Origin of the sequence: uncultured Amphritea sp., assembly GCF_937127095.1 — a bacterium.
Lineage (GTDB): Bacteria > Pseudomonadota > Gammaproteobacteria > Pseudomonadales > Balneatricaceae > Amphritea.
Genome location: NZ_CAKZLP010000078.1, coordinates 23825 through 44097 on the forward strand (window position 1 = coordinate 23825; position 20273 = coordinate 44097).

18 protein-coding genes are annotated in these 20273 nt (G+C 50.0%); 7 read left to right on the forward strand and 11 right to left on the reverse strand.

Features of this window, described 5'->3' with window-relative positions; translation table 11 throughout:
• Window positions 1-4: 4 nt before the first annotated feature.
• Window positions 5-991: a hypothetical protein gene (locus Q0499_RS20430; protein ID WP_299203680.1), complete on the forward strand. Its 987-nt coding sequence runs from the start codon at window positions 5-7 to the stop codon at window positions 989-991.
• 411 nt (window positions 992-1402) lie between these two features.
• On the opposite strand, the gene Q0499_RS20435 is transcribed toward Q0499_RS20430, so the two are convergent.
• Together Q0499_RS20435 and Q0499_RS20440 are read right to left on the reverse strand one after the other, a co-directional pair.
• The gene (locus Q0499_RS20435) at window positions 1403-2437 is read right to left on the reverse strand and encodes a YcjF family protein (RefSeq protein WP_299203683.1); all 1035 of its coding nucleotides are present in this window, start codon (window positions 2435-2437) and stop codon (window positions 1403-1405) included.
• Window positions 2428-3849, reverse strand: a complete 1422-nt coding sequence (locus Q0499_RS20440; RefSeq protein ID WP_299203686.1) for a YcjX family protein — start codon at window positions 3847-3849, stop codon at window positions 2428-2430. Before Q0499_RS20440 ends, Q0499_RS20435 begins: the two co-directional genes overlap by 10 nt.
• 413 nt (window positions 3850-4262) lie before the next feature.
• Between Q0499_RS20440 and Q0499_RS20445 the strand changes: the two genes are divergently transcribed.
• Together Q0499_RS20445 and Q0499_RS20450 are read left to right on the forward strand one after the other, a co-directional pair.
• A complete protein-coding gene (locus Q0499_RS20445) occupies window positions 4263-4700 on the forward strand; it encodes a universal stress protein (RefSeq protein ID WP_299203689.1) in 438 nt (145 codons plus the stop codon).
• Between the two features lie 9 nt (window positions 4701-4709).
• Entirely contained in the window at window positions 4710-6260 is a 1551-nt protein-coding gene (locus tag Q0499_RS20450; protein WP_299203692.1) for an alanine/glycine:cation symporter family protein, read from the forward strand.
• Between the two features lie 93 nt (window positions 6261-6353).
• Here the strand turns inward: Q0499_RS20450 and Q0499_RS20455 are convergent, their stop codons facing one another.
• The 6 genes from Q0499_RS20455 to Q0499_RS20480 form a co-directional block, all read right to left on the reverse strand.
• Window positions 6354-6947, reverse strand: a complete 594-nt coding sequence (locus tag Q0499_RS20455) for a helix-turn-helix domain-containing protein (RefSeq protein ID WP_299203694.1) — start codon at window positions 6945-6947, stop codon at window positions 6354-6356.
• 289 nt (window positions 6948-7236) lie between these two features.
• On the reverse strand, window positions 7237-8223 hold the full coding sequence (locus tag Q0499_RS20460; RefSeq protein ID WP_299203697.1) for a branched-chain amino acid ABC transporter permease: 987 nt from the start codon (window positions 8221-8223) through the stop codon (window positions 7237-7239).
• 3 nt (window positions 8224-8226) lie between these two features.
• Entirely contained in the window at window positions 8227-9087 is an 861-nt protein-coding gene (locus tag Q0499_RS20465; protein WP_299203699.1) for a branched-chain amino acid ABC transporter permease, read from the reverse strand.
• Between the two features lie 2 nt (window positions 9088-9089).
• Window positions 9090-9794: an ABC transporter ATP-binding protein gene (locus Q0499_RS20470; protein WP_299203702.1), complete on the reverse strand. Its 705-nt coding sequence runs from the start codon at window positions 9792-9794 to the stop codon at window positions 9090-9092.
• The gene (locus Q0499_RS20475; protein WP_299203705.1) at window positions 9791-10507 is read right to left on the reverse strand and encodes an ABC transporter ATP-binding protein; all 717 of its coding nucleotides are present in this window, start codon (window positions 10505-10507) and stop codon (window positions 9791-9793) included. The genes Q0499_RS20470 and Q0499_RS20475 overlap by 4 nt, the downstream gene beginning before the upstream one ends.
• 137 nt (window positions 10508-10644) lie before the next feature.
• Window positions 10645-11916 (reverse strand): ABC transporter substrate-binding protein, encoded by a 1272-nt coding sequence (locus Q0499_RS20480; protein ID WP_299203710.1) that lies wholly within the window; start codon window positions 11914-11916, stop codon window positions 10645-10647.
• 156 nt (window positions 11917-12072) lie between these two features.
• Between Q0499_RS20480 and Q0499_RS20485 the strand changes: the two genes are divergently transcribed.
• The gene (locus tag Q0499_RS20485) at window positions 12073-12969 is read left to right on the forward strand and encodes a LysR family transcriptional regulator (protein WP_299203713.1); all 897 of its coding nucleotides are present in this window, start codon (window positions 12073-12075) and stop codon (window positions 12967-12969) included.
• Window positions 12970-13189: 220 nt separating this feature from the next.
• Here the strand turns inward: Q0499_RS20485 and Q0499_RS20490 are convergent, their stop codons facing one another.
• Genes Q0499_RS20490 through pgi form a run of 3 tightly spaced genes read right to left on the reverse strand, consistent with a single transcriptional unit; the run spans window position 13190 to window position 15632 of the window.
• Window positions 13190-13498 (reverse strand): SemiSWEET transporter, encoded by a 309-nt coding sequence (locus tag Q0499_RS20490; RefSeq protein ID WP_299203716.1) that lies wholly within the window; start codon window positions 13496-13498, stop codon window positions 13190-13192.
• 14 nt (window positions 13499-13512) lie between these two features.
• Entirely contained in the window at window positions 13513-13935 is a 423-nt protein-coding gene (locus Q0499_RS20495) for a VOC family protein (protein ID WP_299203719.1), read from the reverse strand.
• An 8-nt stretch (window positions 13936-13943) separates the two neighbouring features.
• Window positions 13944-15632 carry a glucose-6-phosphate isomerase gene (pgi, locus tag Q0499_RS20500; RefSeq protein ID WP_299203722.1) on the reverse strand — a complete coding sequence of 563 codons (1689 nt, stop codon included), beginning with the start codon at window positions 15630-15632 and terminating at the stop codon, window positions 13944-13946.
• 183 nt (window positions 15633-15815) lie between these two features.
• Between pgi and Q0499_RS20505 the strand changes: the two genes are divergently transcribed.
• Genes Q0499_RS20505 through Q0499_RS20515 form a run of 3 tightly spaced genes read left to right on the forward strand, consistent with a single transcriptional unit; the run spans window position 15816 to window position 20198 of the window.
• Window positions 15816-16553, forward strand: coding sequence for a response regulator transcription factor (locus tag Q0499_RS20505; RefSeq protein ID WP_299203725.1), 738 nt, complete (start codon window positions 15816-15818; stop codon window positions 16551-16553).
• 25 nt (window positions 16554-16578) lie between these two features.
• Window positions 16579-19245 (forward strand): PAS-domain containing protein, encoded by a 2667-nt coding sequence (locus Q0499_RS20510; protein WP_299203728.1) that lies wholly within the window; start codon window positions 16579-16581, stop codon window positions 19243-19245.
• A complete protein-coding gene (locus Q0499_RS20515; RefSeq protein WP_299203731.1) occupies window positions 19242-20198 on the forward strand; it encodes an ABC transporter substrate-binding protein in 957 nt (318 codons plus the stop codon). Before Q0499_RS20510 ends, Q0499_RS20515 begins: the two co-directional genes overlap by 4 nt.
• The last annotated feature ends 75 nt before the right edge of the window (window positions 20199-20273 follow it).

A 20273-nucleotide genomic window follows, 5' to 3' on the forward strand; every position in this document is an offset into this window, starting at 1 on the left:
GGTGATGGTAACGAGGAGCTGGATTGGCGATTCAGCTTTTTCAAACCGTCAGCAAGTTTTGTATGAGGCAATTCCGGATGCTTACCTGACCTGTCTGGGGGATGAAGGCGAGACGTTGATCTATACCGAATATCAGCGTCGCTGGGATGCTTTGCCGCCCCTGAGTGAAAACGCTGGCTGGGATGATAAGTCAACCTACAGGATGCTACAGTATCAATTACGTAGCCGAGCCGAACGCGATAATGACTTGCAAGCGGTGATTAGTCTGTTGCAAAAAACAGCAATAACAGAGGCGGATTTTCTGGAGCTTTGCCAGTTGTGCCATGAACAGGGTGAGGTTGATCAGGCGGAACGCTGGTTGTCTGAAGCTAAGCGTTTAAAGGTAGGAGATAAACGCAACCGGTATTCCGGTTTTAATGTTGAACGCATGGAGATCAGATTGCTGCTCTCTCATGACAATTTCCAGCAGGCGTTAGCGATACAGTGGAGTCTCTATCAGCAAACATTAGAGCTGGAGGATTATGAAAGGGTGTTGGAACTGGCAGAGATGAGCCATTCTGATGAAAACTATTTTGAACGGGCCGAAGCGTTTTTACTTGGCAGAATAGAGAAGAATGCACATCAGCCCTGGTTTCATCGATATGCTGATGATCTGGTAGCGCTGTATCTGCGGGAGGAAGAATACCTTGATGCCCTGGCGTTGGTACGACAGCATCAGGTAGATGAGTCTTCTTTGTTACAGGTTGCTCAGGCGTTCAATAACAAGCCTGACATTGCGATCCCTCTTTATGCGCTACTGGCCGATGGCTATGTATCACAAGGTAACAACAATGCGTACCACAAGGCAGTCGCGCTGATATTAACGGTGATTTCAATTGCGGATGATGCCGGACATAAAGCGTTGGCTGAACAAATGCTGGCTGACTTCAGGGTTCGTTTTAAAGCCAAACGGAATTTTATTAAGTTTTTGAATGAGGCTTTAACGAACTGATTTTGCTAACTGTTCGGTTTGTTGCTGAGACTCAGTCATGTCAGTTAGGCTCTTCTTGATCTTCTCTGTGAACTTTGTGCGGGGTAAAAAGCTATTATTGTCAGCTTTATCATGATGAGGTACCCAGAAGGCATGCTAGCGTCGCTTCTACATAAAAACAGTGTTCTGGAAGATCGGATTTTGTAGCGAGCCATGCCCTCATGGCGATTAGGTTTTATCTAAAAGATTCACCACCGTACCCAAACGGTATGCTAAGAACACCGAGAGCACAGAGGAAAGCAGGTTAACGGCTCTTCTCGATCTTCTCTGTGAGCTCTGTGGTAAAGCATTGCTTTGGGCCTTTTTAGTTAGCGAGAGGCACTTGGATCCTTGACTGAGATGAGAAGGGCTGAATATGAAACCAGTCTCTGTTCAACCACCTTTATTCAGCCCCTTATTCAGCTTTTTCCCCAGTAGCAGCAACAGCGACGATACCAGTTTCTCCCGGTAGCCGGTTTTTGACTCATCTGCGGGTATCGGTCTGCACAGTGCTGCGCATTGAATGCCGATGCGTGAGGTCGCTATACACGCCCCAGCGCCTTGCATCGCCTTGGCACCGATATTCAGTGCAGGAAAGTTGGACAGATCGAGCATGTCCAGGCCGGTTTGTGACAAGCCGGAATAGGCAGTGTTTCGGCCTACTTTATAGAGTACGCGCATGCGGTTGCTAAAATTTGGCCGGATGCCGTAGGTATCGGAGATCTCTTTGATCATAATGGTGGTGCGCCACAGGGTGAGCAATGCATCCAGTGAGGGCATCGGGCTTGCCGCCACGGCAAGTCCTGTTTGCACACTGTGTTTGCGGATGATGTTCTCGACCCGCTTATCCAGTGGTTCGATAAAGAGTGTTTCCAGCTGTTTTAGCCGTTCGGCATCATCCAGGTAGTCCGGCATTAAGCTGAGTGCGTTTTCCAGCTGTGTTGCTTGTGGTGTATCGCGGTAAAAGTTTACCAGATGATCAATAAACGGGGTGATGCCGGGGCTGTTTCGTCTGGTCTGTAACTCCTGCGCACGCGCTTGAAACTCCGCAATTTTCTCAATATCGTTGCTGCCCCGAACCCATTTAAACAGACCAATACCCGATATCAGGGTCAGCAGCGCCAGCACCGTTGATACGGCGATGCCAAATGCCCAGTGAAGTGCTGATGCGTTGTTAATAATCGAGATCAGGTCATTTATCAGCGTCAGGCAGAACACACCCCCCAAGCCGATGGCGGTCAGTTTCATCGCCTTGGAAAAGAGCGGTTGTGGGTGGTTATTCCAGTTGATCGGGTCGGTATTGCTCAGTTCATTTTCGATCTGTTCAGACTCAATCGATTCGGGGATCATCCCCTCCAGATCGGCTTCCGATATTTTGAAGGTGCGGGGGATGCGGGAGTCGCTATCCTGCTCAGTTTTTATCGACATATATCACCCATTAAATTATGTAGAACCTCATCCATGCGGATGTGCGGAATAGCCTGATCCTGATTGGCGCGAATACTTTTTGGTGGGTTTAGCTGCGGCAGTTTCCAGTCGATAAACGCGGTAAATTCCGACTCAGAGGGGATATGATCGGGAATACGCGGGTTAACAAAGCCAATGGCTTCGCCGTCGGTGGAGATCCCTTTGAGTATCTCTTCATTACCCTGGGTTTGTGCATGTGAGGAGCGGACGGCCGCGACCGCTTCTATGCGCAGGTCAGCCTGCGCGCCCTTGATCCGTTCCAGCGATTTTCTCACGATGCTGCTTAACAGATGCCGGACATTATCGTGATCCTGGGAGACAACCTGATCCACCTTGGTGGCGGCATAGAGAACCTTTTCGACTCGTGAATGAAACAGCCCACCGCTGTATTCAAAACTCTCACCAATCGCTTCCAGTGCATGCATCATCTCGTGGAGATATGGCTCGCCTCCGTGAAGCACATTCAAGACATCGACCAACACCACCTGACGGTCGATTGGCTCGATAAACTCTTTAAAAAAGGGTTTGACGATATCGGCCTTGTAGCGTTCGAAGATCGCTTCTAATTGCTTGAAGTTGCTGTTTTTGCTGGCGGCCTGCAGCTGTGCTTCGCTATGGCCGGCACAGGCGACCAGCGGCACGAACTGCAGAGCGGGATGTCCGGCTTGGGTGCCCGGTTCGATAAATCGCCCCGGTTGAATGATGGTGAGTGGCGGAGACTGCTGTTTGCAGGCGTGCAGAAAGTCGCTATAGGTGTCGCGCAGTGTTTCTATCGCCGCTGCGTCGTAGGCCGAAAAAGGGTCCAGCGCATTTAGCGCGGCCAGAGGGTTATTCGGAAGTTGATTTCTGGGCGCTCGGGATAGCTGCTTTTCAACCTGAACACACCAGTCCCGAAAGCTCATTTTTAGTAGTGGCAGATCGACCAGCCACTCTCCCGGGTAGTCCCGCAGCTCGATAAAAACACTTTTCGTGGTTTTTCTGCCAAACCAGCCGAGATCCGCCAGTTTGATCTCCAGTAATACGCCGCTGATATCCCGGGTTGGTGCTGGCCAGTGCGGCGCACTCCCCGACAGACTGTCCACCGCCTGTTCATAATCAAAGCGGGGCAGGTAACGGTTTTCCAGCGGGTGTTCCTGCACATGGATGATACGTTTCTTTAACCAGGGGGAGAAACCACCCAGGCGGGAATTCTTGGCACCGTGCTGTTTAAGCTGATTGATAAGGCTGGTGATAAAGGTCGATTTTCCGCTGCGGCTCAGCCCGGTGATGCCGATACAGAGTCGCTTTTGTATTGCCCGGTTGATCAGGGTTTTAGCATCATCTGTAACATGGTGTATCTTTTTTAAATAATCCGACTGTCCGCTGTTAGACATATAGTTTTCAGATCCTGCTTCGCTTATTTTTTCAATCAACCGATACCCTATACTGCTTCTTTGCGCGTATATAAACAATTCCGAATAAGCCGCGCTGTAAACTGTTTTTAAAAGGTCATCATACTGATTATATGGTCTTGAAGCACTTAGATTTCAAGGTCTGGTGTAAGCAGAATTTGTACTGAAAGTACGCAGAAGAGTATACGTATCCACTGCAGCGGCGTGATATCGGTGCAACTACAGCTTTTGAAAAATAGCAGCATTTCAAATCAATTTTGATCATTCTCCTTAAAACTATTCACTTTTTTTACAGTTTCTGTAGTTAATTTTCCCATTCTTTTTTTTCTTACTTGACTGGAAATTCATAGTCTAGACTTAATGTTCTTGTACTAATAATAAAAAGGAAGAACGCCATGTCAACAAAGTTGATTGTTGGTTTAGATGGTAGTGAGCCGGGGGAGCGGGCTCTTACACATGCTAAACATCTGTCAAAACTCATTGGTGACTGCACAATCGAGTTGGTTTATATCATTGAGTGGTCCCCCTACAGCTTTCAAACCCCCGAAGAAAACGCGATGCGCCATAAGCGCAGAGAGCAGGAGATCAAACTTGCCTCAGAGCGTGTCATAACCCCTGCATTAGAAACGCTTAAATCAGAAGGCTATATTGCTAGTGGCCGTGTGCTTCATGGTGATGCCGCAGAACTGTTGAATAAAGTGGCCGTGAAAGAGAAAGCGCAGCAGATTATTGTTGCCCGTTCTACGGAAACTGGAATAGCTGCGAAACTGTTTGGCAGTGTAACCGCAAAACTGGTGATGAGCGCTAGCGTTCCTGTCACCGTTGTAAATTGAGGGCTTCTTATGCATTTTAATAAAATGATTAGCGGCGCTGTTGTCTCGTTTATCGCGTTGTTGCAAAGCTCAGCTGCGATGGCTGAAGGCAGTATTGATCAGACGGTTAACGAAGCCTTTGCATTGGCGACAGGTTGGTTTGTAAACCTTATCTTTGCACCTCTGCCGGGAACCAGCTTTCCCTGGATTGTTCTCTGGCTGGTGACGGGTGCGACTATCTTCACACTCTATTTTGGTTTTATTCAATTCCGCGCGATTCGTCACTCAATCTCGCTGGTGAAAGGTGATTACTCCGACCCCGATGACGCGGGTGAGGTATCTCACTTCCAGGCGCTGGCAACGGCGCTGTCCGGTACTGTGGGTTTAGGTAACATCGCAGGTGTAGCTGTTGCTGTCAGTATCGGCGGTCCCGGTGCAACTTTCTGGATGATTCTGGCCGGTCTGATGGGGATGGCCTCAAAGTTCACCGAGTGTACTCTGGGTGTTAAATACCGTAATGAATATGCAGATGGCACCGTTTCCGGTGGCCCGATGTATTACATATCTAAGGGCTTTAAAGAAAAAGGTCTTCCTGGCGGTGGTTTTCTGGCTATCCTGTTCTCGATCTTTTGTATTCTGGGTGCGTTTGGTGGCGGCAATATGTTCCAGGCGAATCAGGCCCATGCTCAGATCAGCAGTATTGTGGGTGATTATCCTGGCTGGATCACAGGTATTATTTTTGCGGTTATCGTCTTTGCCGTCATCGTTGGCGGTATTAAGTCGATCGCCAATGTGACTGAGAAAGTCGTTCCCTTTATGGGCGTGCTTTACGTTGCAGCCTCAGTCATTATTATTCTGATGAATGCCGATAAGATTGGCTGGGCGTTTGGGCAAATTTTTGAAGGTGCATTTACTGGATTGGGTGTTGCAGGTGGTTTTGTCGGAGCACTAATTCAGGGCTTCAAACGGGCAGCATTCTCTAACGAAGCCGGTGTTGGTTCGGCAGCTATTGCTCACTCAGCTGTGCGTACTAAAGAGCCGATTACCGAAGGTTTGGTCTCTCTGCTTGAACCATTTATTGATACTGTAGTGATCTGTACTATGACTGCTCTGGTGATTATTATCACCGGTCAGCTAACGACAGACCCGGCTACCGGACTCTATCTGATTGGTGAGAACGGCCGGATTATCACGGCAGATGGTTCCTCCGGTGTAGCGCTGACGTCTGCTGCCTTTGGATCGGCCCTGAGCTGGTTCCCATATGTGTTGGCGGTGGCTGTTGTTCTATTTGCCTTCTCTACCATGATCAGTTGGTCATACTACGGTTTGAAAGCCTGGACCTACCTGTTTGGTGAAGGGAAAACGACTGAACTGGTTTTCAAAGTGCTTTTCTGTCTCTTTGTGGTCATCGGTGCGGCGGCTAACCTTGGGCCTGTTATTGACTTCTCCGACGCGGCAATCTTTGCCATGGCCGTTGTCAATATCATCGGTCTGTACTTCCTGATGAGTTTGGTAAAAGTTGATTTGAACTCTTACCTCTCACGCCTGAAGTCGGGTGAGATTCAGAAATTCAAGGATTGATATAAGCGATCAATGAGGTTGGGGCAGAGTGCGTGTATTCTACTAAGTTACCTTGCTCTAACCTCATTTTATCCTGATGATTTCACTTCCTCTTTATGCCAGCAGACCTGACTTCGTCAGGGTTTCTGATGGCAGTTCGCCTATCTGTTGTCGATAGATCTGCGCAAAACGCCCCAGATTACTAAAGCCATACTCCATAGCCACCTGAGTAACTGTGCGGTCCGGCGAGGAGCGTCTGAGATCCTGATAGGCATGCAGGATTTTGCGTTTCTTGATGTAGAGGTGCGGAGTCGTTGACTCTATATCTTTAAATAGATAGTAGAGTGAACGCTCGCTCATATGGGAAATTTGAGATAGCGACTCGATGGATATGCTCTGCTTAATGTTCCAGTCGATATAGTTCTGCAGTTTAGTGAAAGTGTCGACTTTTTTGGGGCTGACTTTTTTTGTCTGCAGAAATGACTCGTGGTTTTTTTCGAGATTGTAAAAAATGATGTCGATATATGAGGATTGTAGAAACTGCGGAACAGGTTCAGACAGATCGAGTATCGAGAGTAACAGGTTTTTAAAATATCCAGACGTTAGCTCAACGGTGTCGGTATATAGTTTTTCAGATTTAACTTCCGGTTCTTTCTCGCGGGTATTGATAACGGTACAGTCGGCCTTTTTATACAGCCGGATATGCAACAGATTTTCTACCTGTGTTCGGGAACAGAGGACTTTCAAACCATCCTCAGGGGAGGTGCTTAAATACTCTTCTGAAGATACTGGTTCACTATAAAGTGATAACTTTATGTAGATGCCGTCTCTTTGTAAGATTATCTTCTTGTCTGGGCACATAAGTGTTTACCAAAAAGTAATTTTTATTGTTGTAATGGCTAACCGTTTTCGGTCATTAGAAAAGTCCTTTTTGTAACCGTTTTTATCAGGCCCCGCAGAGAACTGCAGGGTGTTTAATCAAGTGCAGATAAGGACGCTATGACGCTTTAAATATTCGCTTAGTGGTCAGCACATCCCAGCCGAAATGTTTGTGCAGCAAGCCTGCGATACCCTCTTTAGCGAACAGCGTCATCAGAATGGCCAGTACACCCAGACCAATCAGATACCAGGTGCCAAAATCGCTGAAATAGTGATTGATCGCCCAGAACAGAATGGTGCCGATAATCGGTCCCTCTATCCGGCCAATACCGCCGATCATCACGATAAAGATACCAAAGGCGGTCCAGTTCACACTGAAGGCAGCATCAGGGCTGATACGCAGGTTGCTGACAAAATAGAGTGCTCCAGCCAGACCACAGCCAAAGGCAGCGACGATATAAACGGCCAGTTTCATTTTTTGCACGTCAACCCCCTGGCTTTCTGCAGCCACTTCGCTGTCACGAATCGCCTGCAGTGCCAGCCCCTGCTTGCTGCGCAGGAAGATATAGATCAGTGCAATAGTGGCTACGACACATCCAAGAGCGATCCAGTAGGTTGTGTACTGGCGAAAGGTACGGCTAACGCCACGGAAAGCGGTCAGACTGGTTCCCGCGCCGCCACCAACCATCTCGATATTAGCGACGGTTAAGCGTACGACTTCCGAAATAACCCAGGTGCCGATGGCGAAATAACCACCCTGCAGCCGGAAGGCCAGTTTAGACAGAGGGTAGGCCAGAATGGCCGCAAGGATTGCTGCCAGCGGTATTGCAATAAAGGGGTTTACACCGGCCAGGTTTCCTAGTGCCAGCATGGTGTATCCGCCGATGCCAAAAAAAGCTTGCTGACCTACTGAGACCATACCGCCATAACCCGCCAGCAGATTCCACATCATGGCAAAGATAAAGAAGCAGGCGATGTTAACAAACTCATACATCCAGTAAGGATTTCCCCAATAAGGGAGAGCTGCCGCAATCATAACGGCAAGAACAGCGATGCTGATCCCTACTTTGCTATTAGCGGTATTTGTTACAACTTTCGCGTTCATTGTTCAGCCCTTTGTTTTGGGGAAAAGTCCGTTCGGTTTAATAAACAGAATGATGATAAAGACCAGATGGCCAAACCAGATGCCCCAGGCCGGATCGAACATAAAACCTATCTGCTGAGTAATACCTAATATCAGTGCGCCGGCGAAGGTTCCCCAAAATGAGCCCATGCCGCCGATAATCACCGCTTCAAATGCAAACAGCAGCAGTGATGGGCCGTCTGCGGGTGAGATGGTGGTACGCATACTTTGGAACAGACCGGCGATAGCGATCAGGCAGAAGGCAATGCCGGTCGCGGTGGCATAGACTTTTTTTGCACTCAGGCCCATCAGCTCAGCGATCTCTCTATCATCAGATACCGCACGGAAAGAGCGACCCGTTGAAGTTTTTGAGAACAGCATCTGCAAACCGAAGGTGCAGGCAATGGCGGTTGCAAAGATGATTAGCGGCAGTACGCCAATCACAAAACCGCCGCCAAGATCGATACTCTGGGTATTCAGTCCGCCGGAATCCAGCGACCTTGGGTTAGCTGAAAACAGCTCCTGTAGTACGTTTTGAATCACAATCGAGAGACCAAAAGTGACAACCAGTGATGGCACCGGGTCTCTCGATAGCGTTGGGTTCAGCACGGCACGCTGGAACAGGTAGCCACTGACATAAGCACAGGGCAGTAAGGCCAGGCCGATCAGGACGATATTTAACTGCAATACGGATGCTATCCCTATGGCGATGAAGCCAGAGATGATGATCTGGTCACCCAGCGCGATATTGGTCAGGCGCATAACGCCGAACATCAGCGATAAGCCCAGCGCAAAGATGCAATACAGACCGCCGAGCAGAATCCCCTGGGTAATTGTTTCAATCATGATTAAATTCCAAAGTAAGCTTGACTGATTTGGTCACGTGTCAGCGCTTCACTGGCGCCTTCCAGGGAGACGCGCCCCTCCTGAAGACAATACAATCGCTGAGAACAGCGTTGAGCCACCATGACGTCCTGTTCGATGATCACTACGCTCATTCCTTCGGAGACGATATTTGGAAGCGAGTCGTAGATATCTTTAATGACGACGGGGGCCAGTCCCAGCGAGATCTCATCACACATCAGAACGTCAGGATTGCTCATCAGCGCACGTCCAATGGCAACCATCTGTTGCTGCCCGCCCGACAGTGAGGTAGATGGTACGTTCCGCTTCTCTTTCAGAATCGGAAACTGCGCATAGACACTGTTAATATCCCAGCGGCCTTTGCGACCGGCAAAAGCACCCATCTTGAGGTTCTCTTCAACGGTCATACTGGGAAACAGGCGTCGACCTTCCGGCACCATCGCTATCCCTTTGCGCACAATCTCTCCGGGCTCCGAGCCGCCAATCGCTTCGCCTCTGAGTGTGATCATGCCGGGTTCAACTTTCATCAGGCCTGAAATCGCTTTCAGAAAAGACGATTTACCTGCACCATTGGCGCCCAGAACACCGACGACTTCTCCTTCGTTAAGACGAAAATCGATATCGAACAGCACCTTAGCATCGCCGTAAAAGCCGTTAAGTTTATGGGTTTCAATGACTACTGAACTCATGCTTCAATCCCCATGTAAACGCGCTTCACTTCGGCATCATTCATTACATCGGTGGGCAGCCCTTCAGCGAGTTTTTCACCGAAATTGATTACCAGTAAACGGTCAGCAATCGACATCAATGCATGGACCACATGCTCTATCCAGATCATGGTCGTGCCGGCGGCTTTTATCCGTTTGAGTTCATCAACCAGTTCTTTCGCTTCATGTTCTGTCAGACCTCCGGCAATCTCGTCCAGTAGCAATAGTTTTGGTCGTGTTGAGAGTGCCCGGGCCAGCTCAAGTCGTTTACGATTCAGCAGGGTCATGCTACCGGCAGGCTGATTGGCAACCGAGGTTAACCCGGTCACTTCAAGTATCTCTTCAGCAACCTTTACTGCTTCGCTTTCGGGCAGCATTCCGCCAAAACAGGCGGCGGTCATCAGGTTTTCAAAAACAGACATATTGCCAAAAGGATGAGGAACCTGATAACTGCGGCCGATCCCGGATCGGCAGCGCTGAAAGGGTCGCAGACCGGAGATCTCTGAGCCATTGAAGTAGATGGAGCCCTCATCAAGGCCTGCATCTCCGGAAATAAGATTGAAAAGTGTTGTTTTGCCGGCACCGTTAGGCCCCAGAATCCCCAGCGTTTCACCCTCTGCAACCTCGAAAGAGATATTCCGGGTTACTTTGAGGGCACCATAGCTTTTGTTGGCGTTTTCAACCTTTAACAGCATATAACTCTCCAAAAACCGGCATGCTCAGGCAGGTGCCAGAGCGCAAAGGCTTTGTTTAAACACAAGATCGCTCTTTGTTTATTCGTTATTGATTTGAAAGGGGCGGAAAGAGTTTCCGCCCGGGGACAGCATTGATCTTATGAGTACTTCATCGGCATCAGTTCAGATTCCACAGGAATCATCGGTGCCTGGCTGTTCTCGACAATAATCAGTTCAAGCTCTTTGCCGCGCTTCTGCCACTGGCCTGTAACGAGGGGCGTTTTAGCAACATTGGGCACAGGGCCATGCTGGAAGTTGACTGAACCTGCAACGGTGTTCAGGTTGGTGCTGGCAATTGCATCGCGAATCACTTCAGGCTCTTTGCTACCGGCACGTTTTAACACGTCGATAGCCACTTCAAACAGTGAGTGCTTCATGCCCAATGTCTGAGTCCAGGCGATACCGGTGGTAGCTTTGTATTCATCAGCCAGTTCACGGGCTGTTTGGCCGGTGAGGCTTGAGTTGAATGGATTAGCGGGGCTCCACATTAACTCAACTGTCAGACCTTCAGCGCGATCACCAATCGCTTTGATTGCCGCCGGAAATTCGGTGGCTTTAGCAACGGTTACGATTTTAGGCTGGAAACCCATCTGGCCAGACTGATTCCAGAAGTTGGCAAAGTCTGGGGGGGTAATGACACCGGTAATGATTTCAACTTCTTTTTCCCGGAAAGCTGAGATGAAGGTTGAGAAATCATTAACCGGTACCTGGAAGCGCCCCCGGTCAATAATCTGGAAGCCTTTCTTCGCCAGCACTGGAGGGAAACCGCGATTTTCATCACCCCATGCCAGGCCATCTTCATCATTGGGCCACAAAGCACCAACAGACTTATTGGTCTCAATTTTTTCCCATAAGCTGGCGTATGACCCGATAATATCTTCAAGACCCCAGAAGAAATGGTAGGTCCACTCGAAGCCTGTTTTAGGGTCCCCACCCCGGCCGAAGAAATATGGCTGCCAGGGTGCATCATTGGTGACACAAGGGACGCCGTTCAGTTCACACTGATCAGCAACCGGGTTGGTGGTGGTTGGCGTTGAGCAGGCAACAACCAGATCAACACCATCTTTGAGGATCAGTTCAGCAGTGACTTCAGCGGCACGGTTTGGGTTTGACTGAGTATCTTTATAGATGATCTCAATATCAAACTGTTCACCATTCGTCGCGGTCAGACCTTTAGCCAGAACCTTTCTAACCTGTTGCAGGGTAAATTCATCGGGTTCAGAAAAGGCAGCCAGTGGTCCTGTTCGTGGACTGACATAACCGATTTTGAGGGTCTGTCGAGCGTGTACGAAGGGTGATTGCAGGGTGCCTACTGCGGCAGATGCAGCCAGAGCGGTTTTAAGGAATGTGCGGCGGGATTTATTAGTCATTGCTTGTTCACTCATTGTTATTATTAGGTCCGATCTATGCCGGATAGAGCTTCTTCTCAGAACAACTGCACGATCTGGAATATGACTATAGTTGCCAATACATACTGATCAGTCTAATATGGATTTCGTCTGCAACTATACCTAAGAGGTATAATGATGGAGCTTAGGCAACTTAAATACTTTGAAGCGGTTGCCCGAACCCGCAACTTCAGTCGCGCTGCAGAGGAGCTGCACATCGCCCAGCCGCCCCTTTCAAGGCAGATTCAAAACCTTGAAGAGGAGTTAGGAGTGCTGCTGCTGGACCGCAGTTCCAGACCTATGAAACTGACCAATGCCGGGGCTTTCTTTTTTGAACAGGCCTCGCAGTTGCTAGCGAAAATTGATGAAGTGAAGGCGGCGACAGCAAAGCTGAGCTCTGATAAAAAGCTATGGATGGGCGTCGGTTTTGTGCCCTCCATTCTGTATAGCGAGATTCCCGGCTTCATCCAAAACTGGCGATCAACTAATGAAAAGTCAGAGATTTCACTATTTGAACTACTCTCTCCTGAACAGCCAGAGGCTTTATTAAGCGGTAAGATTGATGTCGGGCTGGGGCGTCTTGCTATCGATGTTGAGGGTATTACCAACATTCATCTGAATGAGGAAAAGATGATTTTAGCGGTTTCTTCCGAGAGTCCTCTGGTGCAACAGAACTCAATCTCAATGGAAGAGATTCTAAATCATACCCTGATTCTTTATCCTTCTACGCCCAGGCCCAGCTTTGCTGATCATGTTATGCGTCATTTCCAGGTGCGCGGTTTAACGGTCCGGAATACCTATGAAACGACCGGTGTTCAGGCGGCTATTGGTTTTGCCGCTGCGGGTATGGGCGTTGCTTTGGTTCCTGAATCGGTTGTCGTACTGGAGAGAAGGGATGTTGCCTACCTGCCGCTGACCGATGAAAGTGTCACGACGCCGTTACTCATGTTTATCAGAACAAACAACGATTCCCCGCATGTGAAAGAGTTTATCGCATATCTGCGCGAGAGGATTAACCCGGCAGCTCAGGTTTAGTGTCGCTTAATGTGAGCGTCATAACTGAATTTATACCTGATGGGTATAATTTATCTGTCATGAAATGGCCCTGCTGTTTGCCAGTGAAAACGTCATTTGAATCCTGTCCTTAAAATCCTGTCCTTAAAATCTAAGCGTGCTCAGCAGGCTTGGCATTCGTGTTTAAAAGTCATCCCGGCGTTTCACTAAAAGTGTTTAAAGCGAGGGTGAGAAAGGCCGGTCAGTTCTGATCGCTTGATCTGACTGTATCCGGCTGCGAACTCTTTTGGCGTATACGACTGGTAATGGTCAGCGTCAGCACCGATAGGGTTAAGATCAGTGTTATCAGATTGGCCAGAAAGACGGGCATATCCTCTATGATGAATCCGTAGATCACCCAGAGAAACACACCGAAGGTGAATATGGAGTACATGGTGACCGATATGCCTGAGGTGTTTTTACTTTTGAGGATTGCATACACCTGAGGCACAAAGGATATCGTGGTCATGCAGGCAGCGCTGATGCCGATGAGTGAAACCAGAGTGGTCATTATAGTTATCCTGTTCAGAGAATCTGGTTAAATTCCAGTTTTTCGCCATCCGGTCCCCGGATCGCAAAGTATTTGCAGCCGTTTTCCCAGAAGTCCAGGTGAACCGGTTTATCTTCAAGGATATCTTCTCCAGTGGCAAGCATCTCATTAAAAGCAGCCTGAATATCGTTGACAGAAAAGGCGATATGATTCACAGCACCATCGCGTCTGTTCTTGATCTCTTCGAGCTGGCTTTGCGGTAGCTGATAGAGTTCGATGATGACACCCGCTCTCTGCATCATGACCGCCGTGGTTTCACCATCGCCCTCAGGAAAGGTTTTCTCCATCACCGGGACAAACCCCAGGCGGCGATAAAAGTTAACAGAGCGTTGTATCTCGGTGACCGGAATGCCGATATGTTGCAGGCCGTTAAAGTTATGTTCGAGCAGTGTTTTCATGGTGATATTTATGCCGTCTTTTTTGCTTTTGCTGGTTGTACTGCAACTTTGGTGAGGGCAGCGCTGGGTTCTTTTTTTAATGACTGTTCTTTAGCCACCGGGCTGCTGCCCGAAAAATGTTGTTTGACGATCTGCATCAGCCCCTGAGTGGAGGCGTCATATTCAGTGCTTTTACTTTCGATGTTACGGCTGATCTCCGTTGCCAGACGTTTACCCAACTGGACCCCCCACTGATCGAAGGAGTTGATGTTCCAGATGGTCCCCTGAACAAATACCTTGTGTTCATAGAGCGCAATCAGGGCGCCGAGGTTGTGGGGGTTTAGCTGATCCAGTAACAGCACATTACTCGGGCGATTGCCTGGACAGCTGGTGTAGTCCTGCTGATGGCCTGCGGCATCGCCATTCATGAAGGCATTCGCCTGGGCCAGCATATTGGTCAGCAGGGCAAACTGATGTGCCTCAGTGCCTTCTTCCACCTGTAGTGAGGCGATGAAATCGATCGGCACGAATCGGGTGCCCTGATGCAGCAGCTGGAAAAAAGCGTGCTGGCCGTTGGAACCGGTCTGTCCCCAGACAATCGGGCCGGTGGCATAGTCCACCGGGTTGCCCTCCATATCGACGGATTTACCGTTACTCTCCATATCCAGCTGTTGCAGGAAAGAGGGCAGTTGGTGCAGCGCCTGGTCATAGGGGATTACCGCCTGTGTTTCTGCCCCTAGGAAGTTGATATACCAGATGCCGATCAGCGCCATAATCACCGGCATATTCTTCTCCAGTGGCGCATTCTGAAAGTGCTGGTCCATCTCAAATGCGCCTTCCAGTAGCTCGATAAAGCGCTCATAACCGATGCTCAGGGCGATAGGCAGGCCGATGCTCGACCAGAGCGAGTAGCGTCCGCCGACCCAGGCCCAGAATTCAAAAATGCTGTCTTCGTTAACCCCGAACTCCATCGCCGCGGCTTTGTTGGTGGATACGGCGACAAAATGTTTACCCAGATCGGCACCCTGACAGTGACTGTGTTCGATAAACCACTGCTTGGCGGTGTTGGCATTCAGCAGGGTTTCCTGGGTGGAGAAGGTTTTGGTCGAGATGATGAACAGGGTGGTTTCCGGGTCCAGCCCTTTAAGAATTTTCTTAATATGCTGGCCATCAACGTTAGAGATGAAGTGAAATTTCATCTCCGGGTGCTGGTAGGGTAACAGCGCCCGGCACACCATATTCGGCCCCAGATCAGAGCCACCGATACCGATATTGACGACGTTTCGGATGCGTTTACCGGAGAAGCCTAGCCACTCGCCATCCCGTACCTTATCGGTGAATGCCTGTAACTTTTTCAGTCCGGCCTGAATTTCCGGCATCACATTCTGACCGTTCACGGTTACCGGCTCTTCGCCCCGGTTTCTTAACGCGGTGTGCAGTACCGGACGTTTCTCAGTAACATTGATGATATCCCCGGAAAACATTTGCGCCTGGCGTTGCCGCAGAGGGGAATGCTCCGCCAGTTTGAGCAGTGTTTTGAATATCTCACCGGAAAGCCGGTTTTTAGAGTAGTCGAGGAACAGCCCGCCTAATCGCAGACTCATCTTGTCAAACCGGCCGGCATCGTCAGAAAAGTACTCTGAGATTCGGTCATTCTGCGTTTCCCGGGCTAACTGCTCGAGTTTTTTCCAGGTAACAGAGGAACTGAGATTATACATGGGCTGCCTCGTGATTTTTTGTTTGATCCGGTGATCCTGCGGGACCTCTCTTCTGTGCCATTAAGCCGGTGGCAGGTAAACAAAGAATGAACCATTTTCGCGTTGTTTGTAATAATTGAAATTTTATTGGTGTTCAGGTGTGTTATTTATAAACTTATAAGAAGAATAAAATTGGAAAAGCATATGACAAATCTTGTCCAGCAAAGGGTTTTGGTGGTCGATGATGAGATCGACATGCGCGAGCTGTTGCAGGATCTACTGGAAGATAGTGGTTACGGCGTGTTGGCGGTGGCTGATGGTGCCTCGATGCGTCAGGCGATGAATGAAGCCGCCTTTTCGCTGGTGATTCTCGATCTTCGCCTCAAAGGCGAGGATGGTATGCAGCTGGCGCGTGAGGTGCGGGAACATTCCAGTATCCCCATTATGATGCTGACCGGCAAAGGCGACGAAACCGACCGGATTCTGGGGCTGGAGCTGGCCGCAGATGACTTTCTGATGAAACCCTTTAACAACCGTGAGCTGCTGGCCCGGGTGCGTGCGATGTTACGCAGAACGACTCAGCTGAGTACGCCGGTGGTGCGTAAGGATGATGCTTACAGCCATGAACGACTGTCGTTTGATGGCTGGGTGATGGATCTGACCAGCAGAGAACTGACCGGCTCTGATGGCGAACCGGTCTCACTGACCTATGGCGAGTATGAGCTGCTGGAGATGTTTGTTCGCTCGCCCAACCGGGTGTTTAGTCGTGATCAGTTGCTGGAAGCCACCCGTGGATTCGACTCCGATGTATTCGACCGCACCATTGATGTGTTGATCCTGCGGTTGCGCCGCAAGATCGAGCCTAACCCCAAACAACCGAGTTATATTCGTACCGAGCGGGGTGTGGGTTATATCTTCAGCGCTGCGGTGATTCAGTGTTAAACGCTTCGATTCAAAGGCGCTGAAAATGATCTCTGTTATCAGCCCTTTCCGCAGGCTCAAAGCGCGCACGCGGTTATTGCTGGCGTTTACCATTCTCTCTGTTTCGGCGATGATTCTGGCGCTGGTGGGCTGGCAGGGGCTGAGCAACACCGACCGGGCGCTGAATATCTTTGAACAGCAGGCCCTGCCCGATATCTCCCGTTCGCTGGAACTGGCTGAGCGCACCGCAAACCTGGCGGCGATTGCGCCCTATGTCACCAGTGCCGGTACACCCTATATGTTAGAAGGGTTGAGCCAGACCCTGAAAAATAAGATCGAAAAGGTGCTCTCGCTGGCACAAAGTATTCCTCAGCTGGATGCCGCCGCACCCAACCTGCAGAACCTGCTGCAACGCCTCGAAATCACCGTTAATGAACTGATCGAACTGACCCGTCAGCATCTGTTTCTGCGGGAAGACCTGCGTGAATATGAATACCGCCTGAGGAGTCTGGTCGATGAGGCTGAGCGGTTTGATGCGGCCAACCGTTCAGCTATCAGTGAATCGATGACGCGGATGGTCGAGATGCTGGTTATTGCCTCGCATATCCAGTCGGCTGATAGTCTGAATTCAAGCCGCCAGCGCTTTACGCGTCTGTTAGATATGTTGCAAAAGAATACCCCCACTAATCAAACCATTGCGACGCCGGGTCGTCGCAGCTCTGACCACTGGTATGACGAGTTGTATGCTGTCGGTGTCGCGCCAAATAATCTATTTGATCTGCGCTTGAAGCAGCTGGGTATGGAGCAGCGCAGTGCCTTTTTACTGGCCTCAACCCGGGCGATATCCGAGCAACTTAGTGGTGAGGTGCAGCACTTTGTTGATCAGATACAAAGCCGTATCGCCCATGAAAGCCAGCGGGTGGGGGTGGCGGTGAATTCGGGTAAAACCGGTATTTTTATTATCAGTCTGCTCTGTGTTGCTGCTGCGTTGGGGGGGATTTTGATGGTGCGCGAACTGGTGATGAACCTGACCTCGGTGACGCTGTTAATGAGTCGTCTTGCCGATGGAGATACCCATCAGCAGACGCCTGCGATTGAGCGTAGCGATGAGATTGGTGATCTGGCCCGGGCATTTCAGGTGTTCCGGGAGAATGCGGTGCAGATTGATCGCATTAGTCATGATCTGCAGGAACAGTCCAACCTGCTGGAAACGGTGTTTACCAATATCAATGATGGTTTGAGTGTATTTGATAAGGAAGGCCGGTTAATCGCCTGGAACCCTCAGTATCTGGTTATTCTGGAACTGCCAAAAGCGGGTCTGCAAAGCGGCATGTCAATCGAGGAAGTGCACGCGCTGTTGTCTAAAGAAGCGCAGGAAAGCTGGGCACTGGATGGTATGGCGCTGGATAAGGACGAAGTGAATCTGATGCGTCGGCAGGAACCGCAGCACTTTGAAAGACATTTTGCCAATGGTCGGGTGGTTGAGTTCAGAAGCAGTCCGATGCCGGATGGTGGTTTTGTTACTTTGTACAGTGATCTGACCGAACGTAAAACCGTCGAAGCGCAGTTGCGTCAATCCCAGAAGATGGAGGTGCTGGGGCAGTTGACCGGCGGGGTGGCCCACGACTTTAATAACCTGCTGGCGGCGATGTATGGCAACCTGCAGTTGCTGGAATCAACCCTGTATGACGAGCCTAAAGGGCTTAAATATGCCCGTCGTGCACTGGCATCTGCCGAGCGGGGTAAAAACCTTACTCAGCGATTGCTGGCATTCTCGCGCAAGCAGCACCTGACACCGGAAGCCACTGAAGTGGATGAGCTGATCGAGGGTATGCTGGACCTGATTGAGTACAGTGTCGGGTCATCGATAAAAATAAAACTCGATCTGGCCGCCGATGGCTGGCTGGTGGATGTTGACCCCGGGCAGTTGGAGAATGCGTTGCTGAATCTGACCATTAACAGCAGCGCGGCGATGGCTGACGGCGGGGTGCTGACGTTCTGTACCCGTCAGTGCAGTGCTATCGAGATTAATGGTCAGCTAACCGATGCGATTCATATTCAGGTCGCCGATACCGGCTGTGGCATCTCTGAAGGGCATCTGCGTCGGGTGTTTGAGCCATTTTTTACGACGAAAGAGGTCGGTCAGGGCAGTGGCCTGGGGCTGAGTATGGTGTATGGTTTTGTCAAGCAGTCGGATGGTGATATCAAAGTCCAGAGCAAACAGGGGCAGGGGACTACCATTGGTATCTATCTGCGCCGCAAAGCCGAAGAAGCGCGTTTGCCTGCAACGGAGCGTATCACTGAGTTCAGCTATGGCGAGAATCGCTGTGTGTTGATGGTCGAGGATGATACTCAGGTGAGAGACGCTGGGCAGGAGGTGCTGGAAAAACTTGAATACCGGGTGGTCGCGGTGAGTTCCGTTGAGGAGGCTATTACACAGCTTAATCAACGTAAGAATATCGATATCGTGTTTACCGATATCAACCTGGGAACCGCCGTTAACGGCCTGCACCTGGCGGAAAAAATAGAGCATCGCTGGCCTGAGATACCGGTGCTGCTGACGTCGGGTCTGAGTGTGCAGCATCTGAGTGGGCAGTATGGATTGAAAGAAACCGATATCGTGCTGGCGAAACCCTATCGCTTAGAAGAGCTGGCCATAGCACTCGACGCGACATTTAAACGCCATGCTGATAAAGGAGATCGCCGCTTGTGATCAGGATTAAACGCTGGAAAATGACCGCTGGTCGACTGTTAATAGCTACGCTGGGTTTTACTCTCACAGCAACATCGGCTGTTACTCTGGCTGATAACGCACTGTCGATCGGGATCTCAGTGTCAGACCTGGGCAATCCCTATTTCACTCAGATCGCGCGGGGGGCGGAAATCCAGGCGAAGCAGCTGGTGGGCGATAATGCCAACGTGGTGGTGGTATCCAGTGCCTATGATGTTAAGCGTCAGATTGAACAGATTGAGGGGTTTGTCGCGCAGGGGATGGATATGATTCTGCTCTCTGCTGCCAGTTATGATGGCGTTGAAGCGGCGGTGTTAAAAGCCCGGAAAGCCGGGGTTAAAGTGCTGGCGGTGGATGTGAAAGCCAAAGGTGCTGATGCCACCGTGACCACCGATAATACTCAGGCAGGGATGATCGCCTGCGATTATCTGGTCAAGCAGCTGGGTGGACAGGGTCGTGTGGTGATCATCAATGGACCTAAAGTATCTTCAGTGCGGGAGAGAGTCGCCGGATGTAAAGAGGTGCTGGCGCAATCGCCGGGTATTCAGTTGCTTTCCAGCGATCTCAACAGCGGCGGGGGGCGTGAAGGCGGGCTGGAGTCGATGACCTATCTGCTCACTCAGTTTCAGCAGATTGATGGTGTCTTTACCATCAATGATCCCTCTGCGCTGGGCGCACAGGATGCCGCGCAATTTGCCGGACGGGATGATTTTATGATTGTTTCTGTCGACGGAGCCCCTGGCGTAGAACAACAGCTGCGTGCAGAGAATTCGTTGATTAAAGCAACTGCTGCACAGTTTCCCAACTATATGGCCGCGAAAGCAGTGGAAGCCGGTTATCGGTTAATGCAGGGCGAGACACTGGAGCAAACTACTATATTGATTCCGGCGGAACTGATCACCCGGGAGACGGTTGATAGCTATCAGGGATGGTGAATCGTCAGACACCTTTAATTAGTATTGAAAGGTACAATGTACCTGATATACTGTGTACAAAGTACATGGAATGTT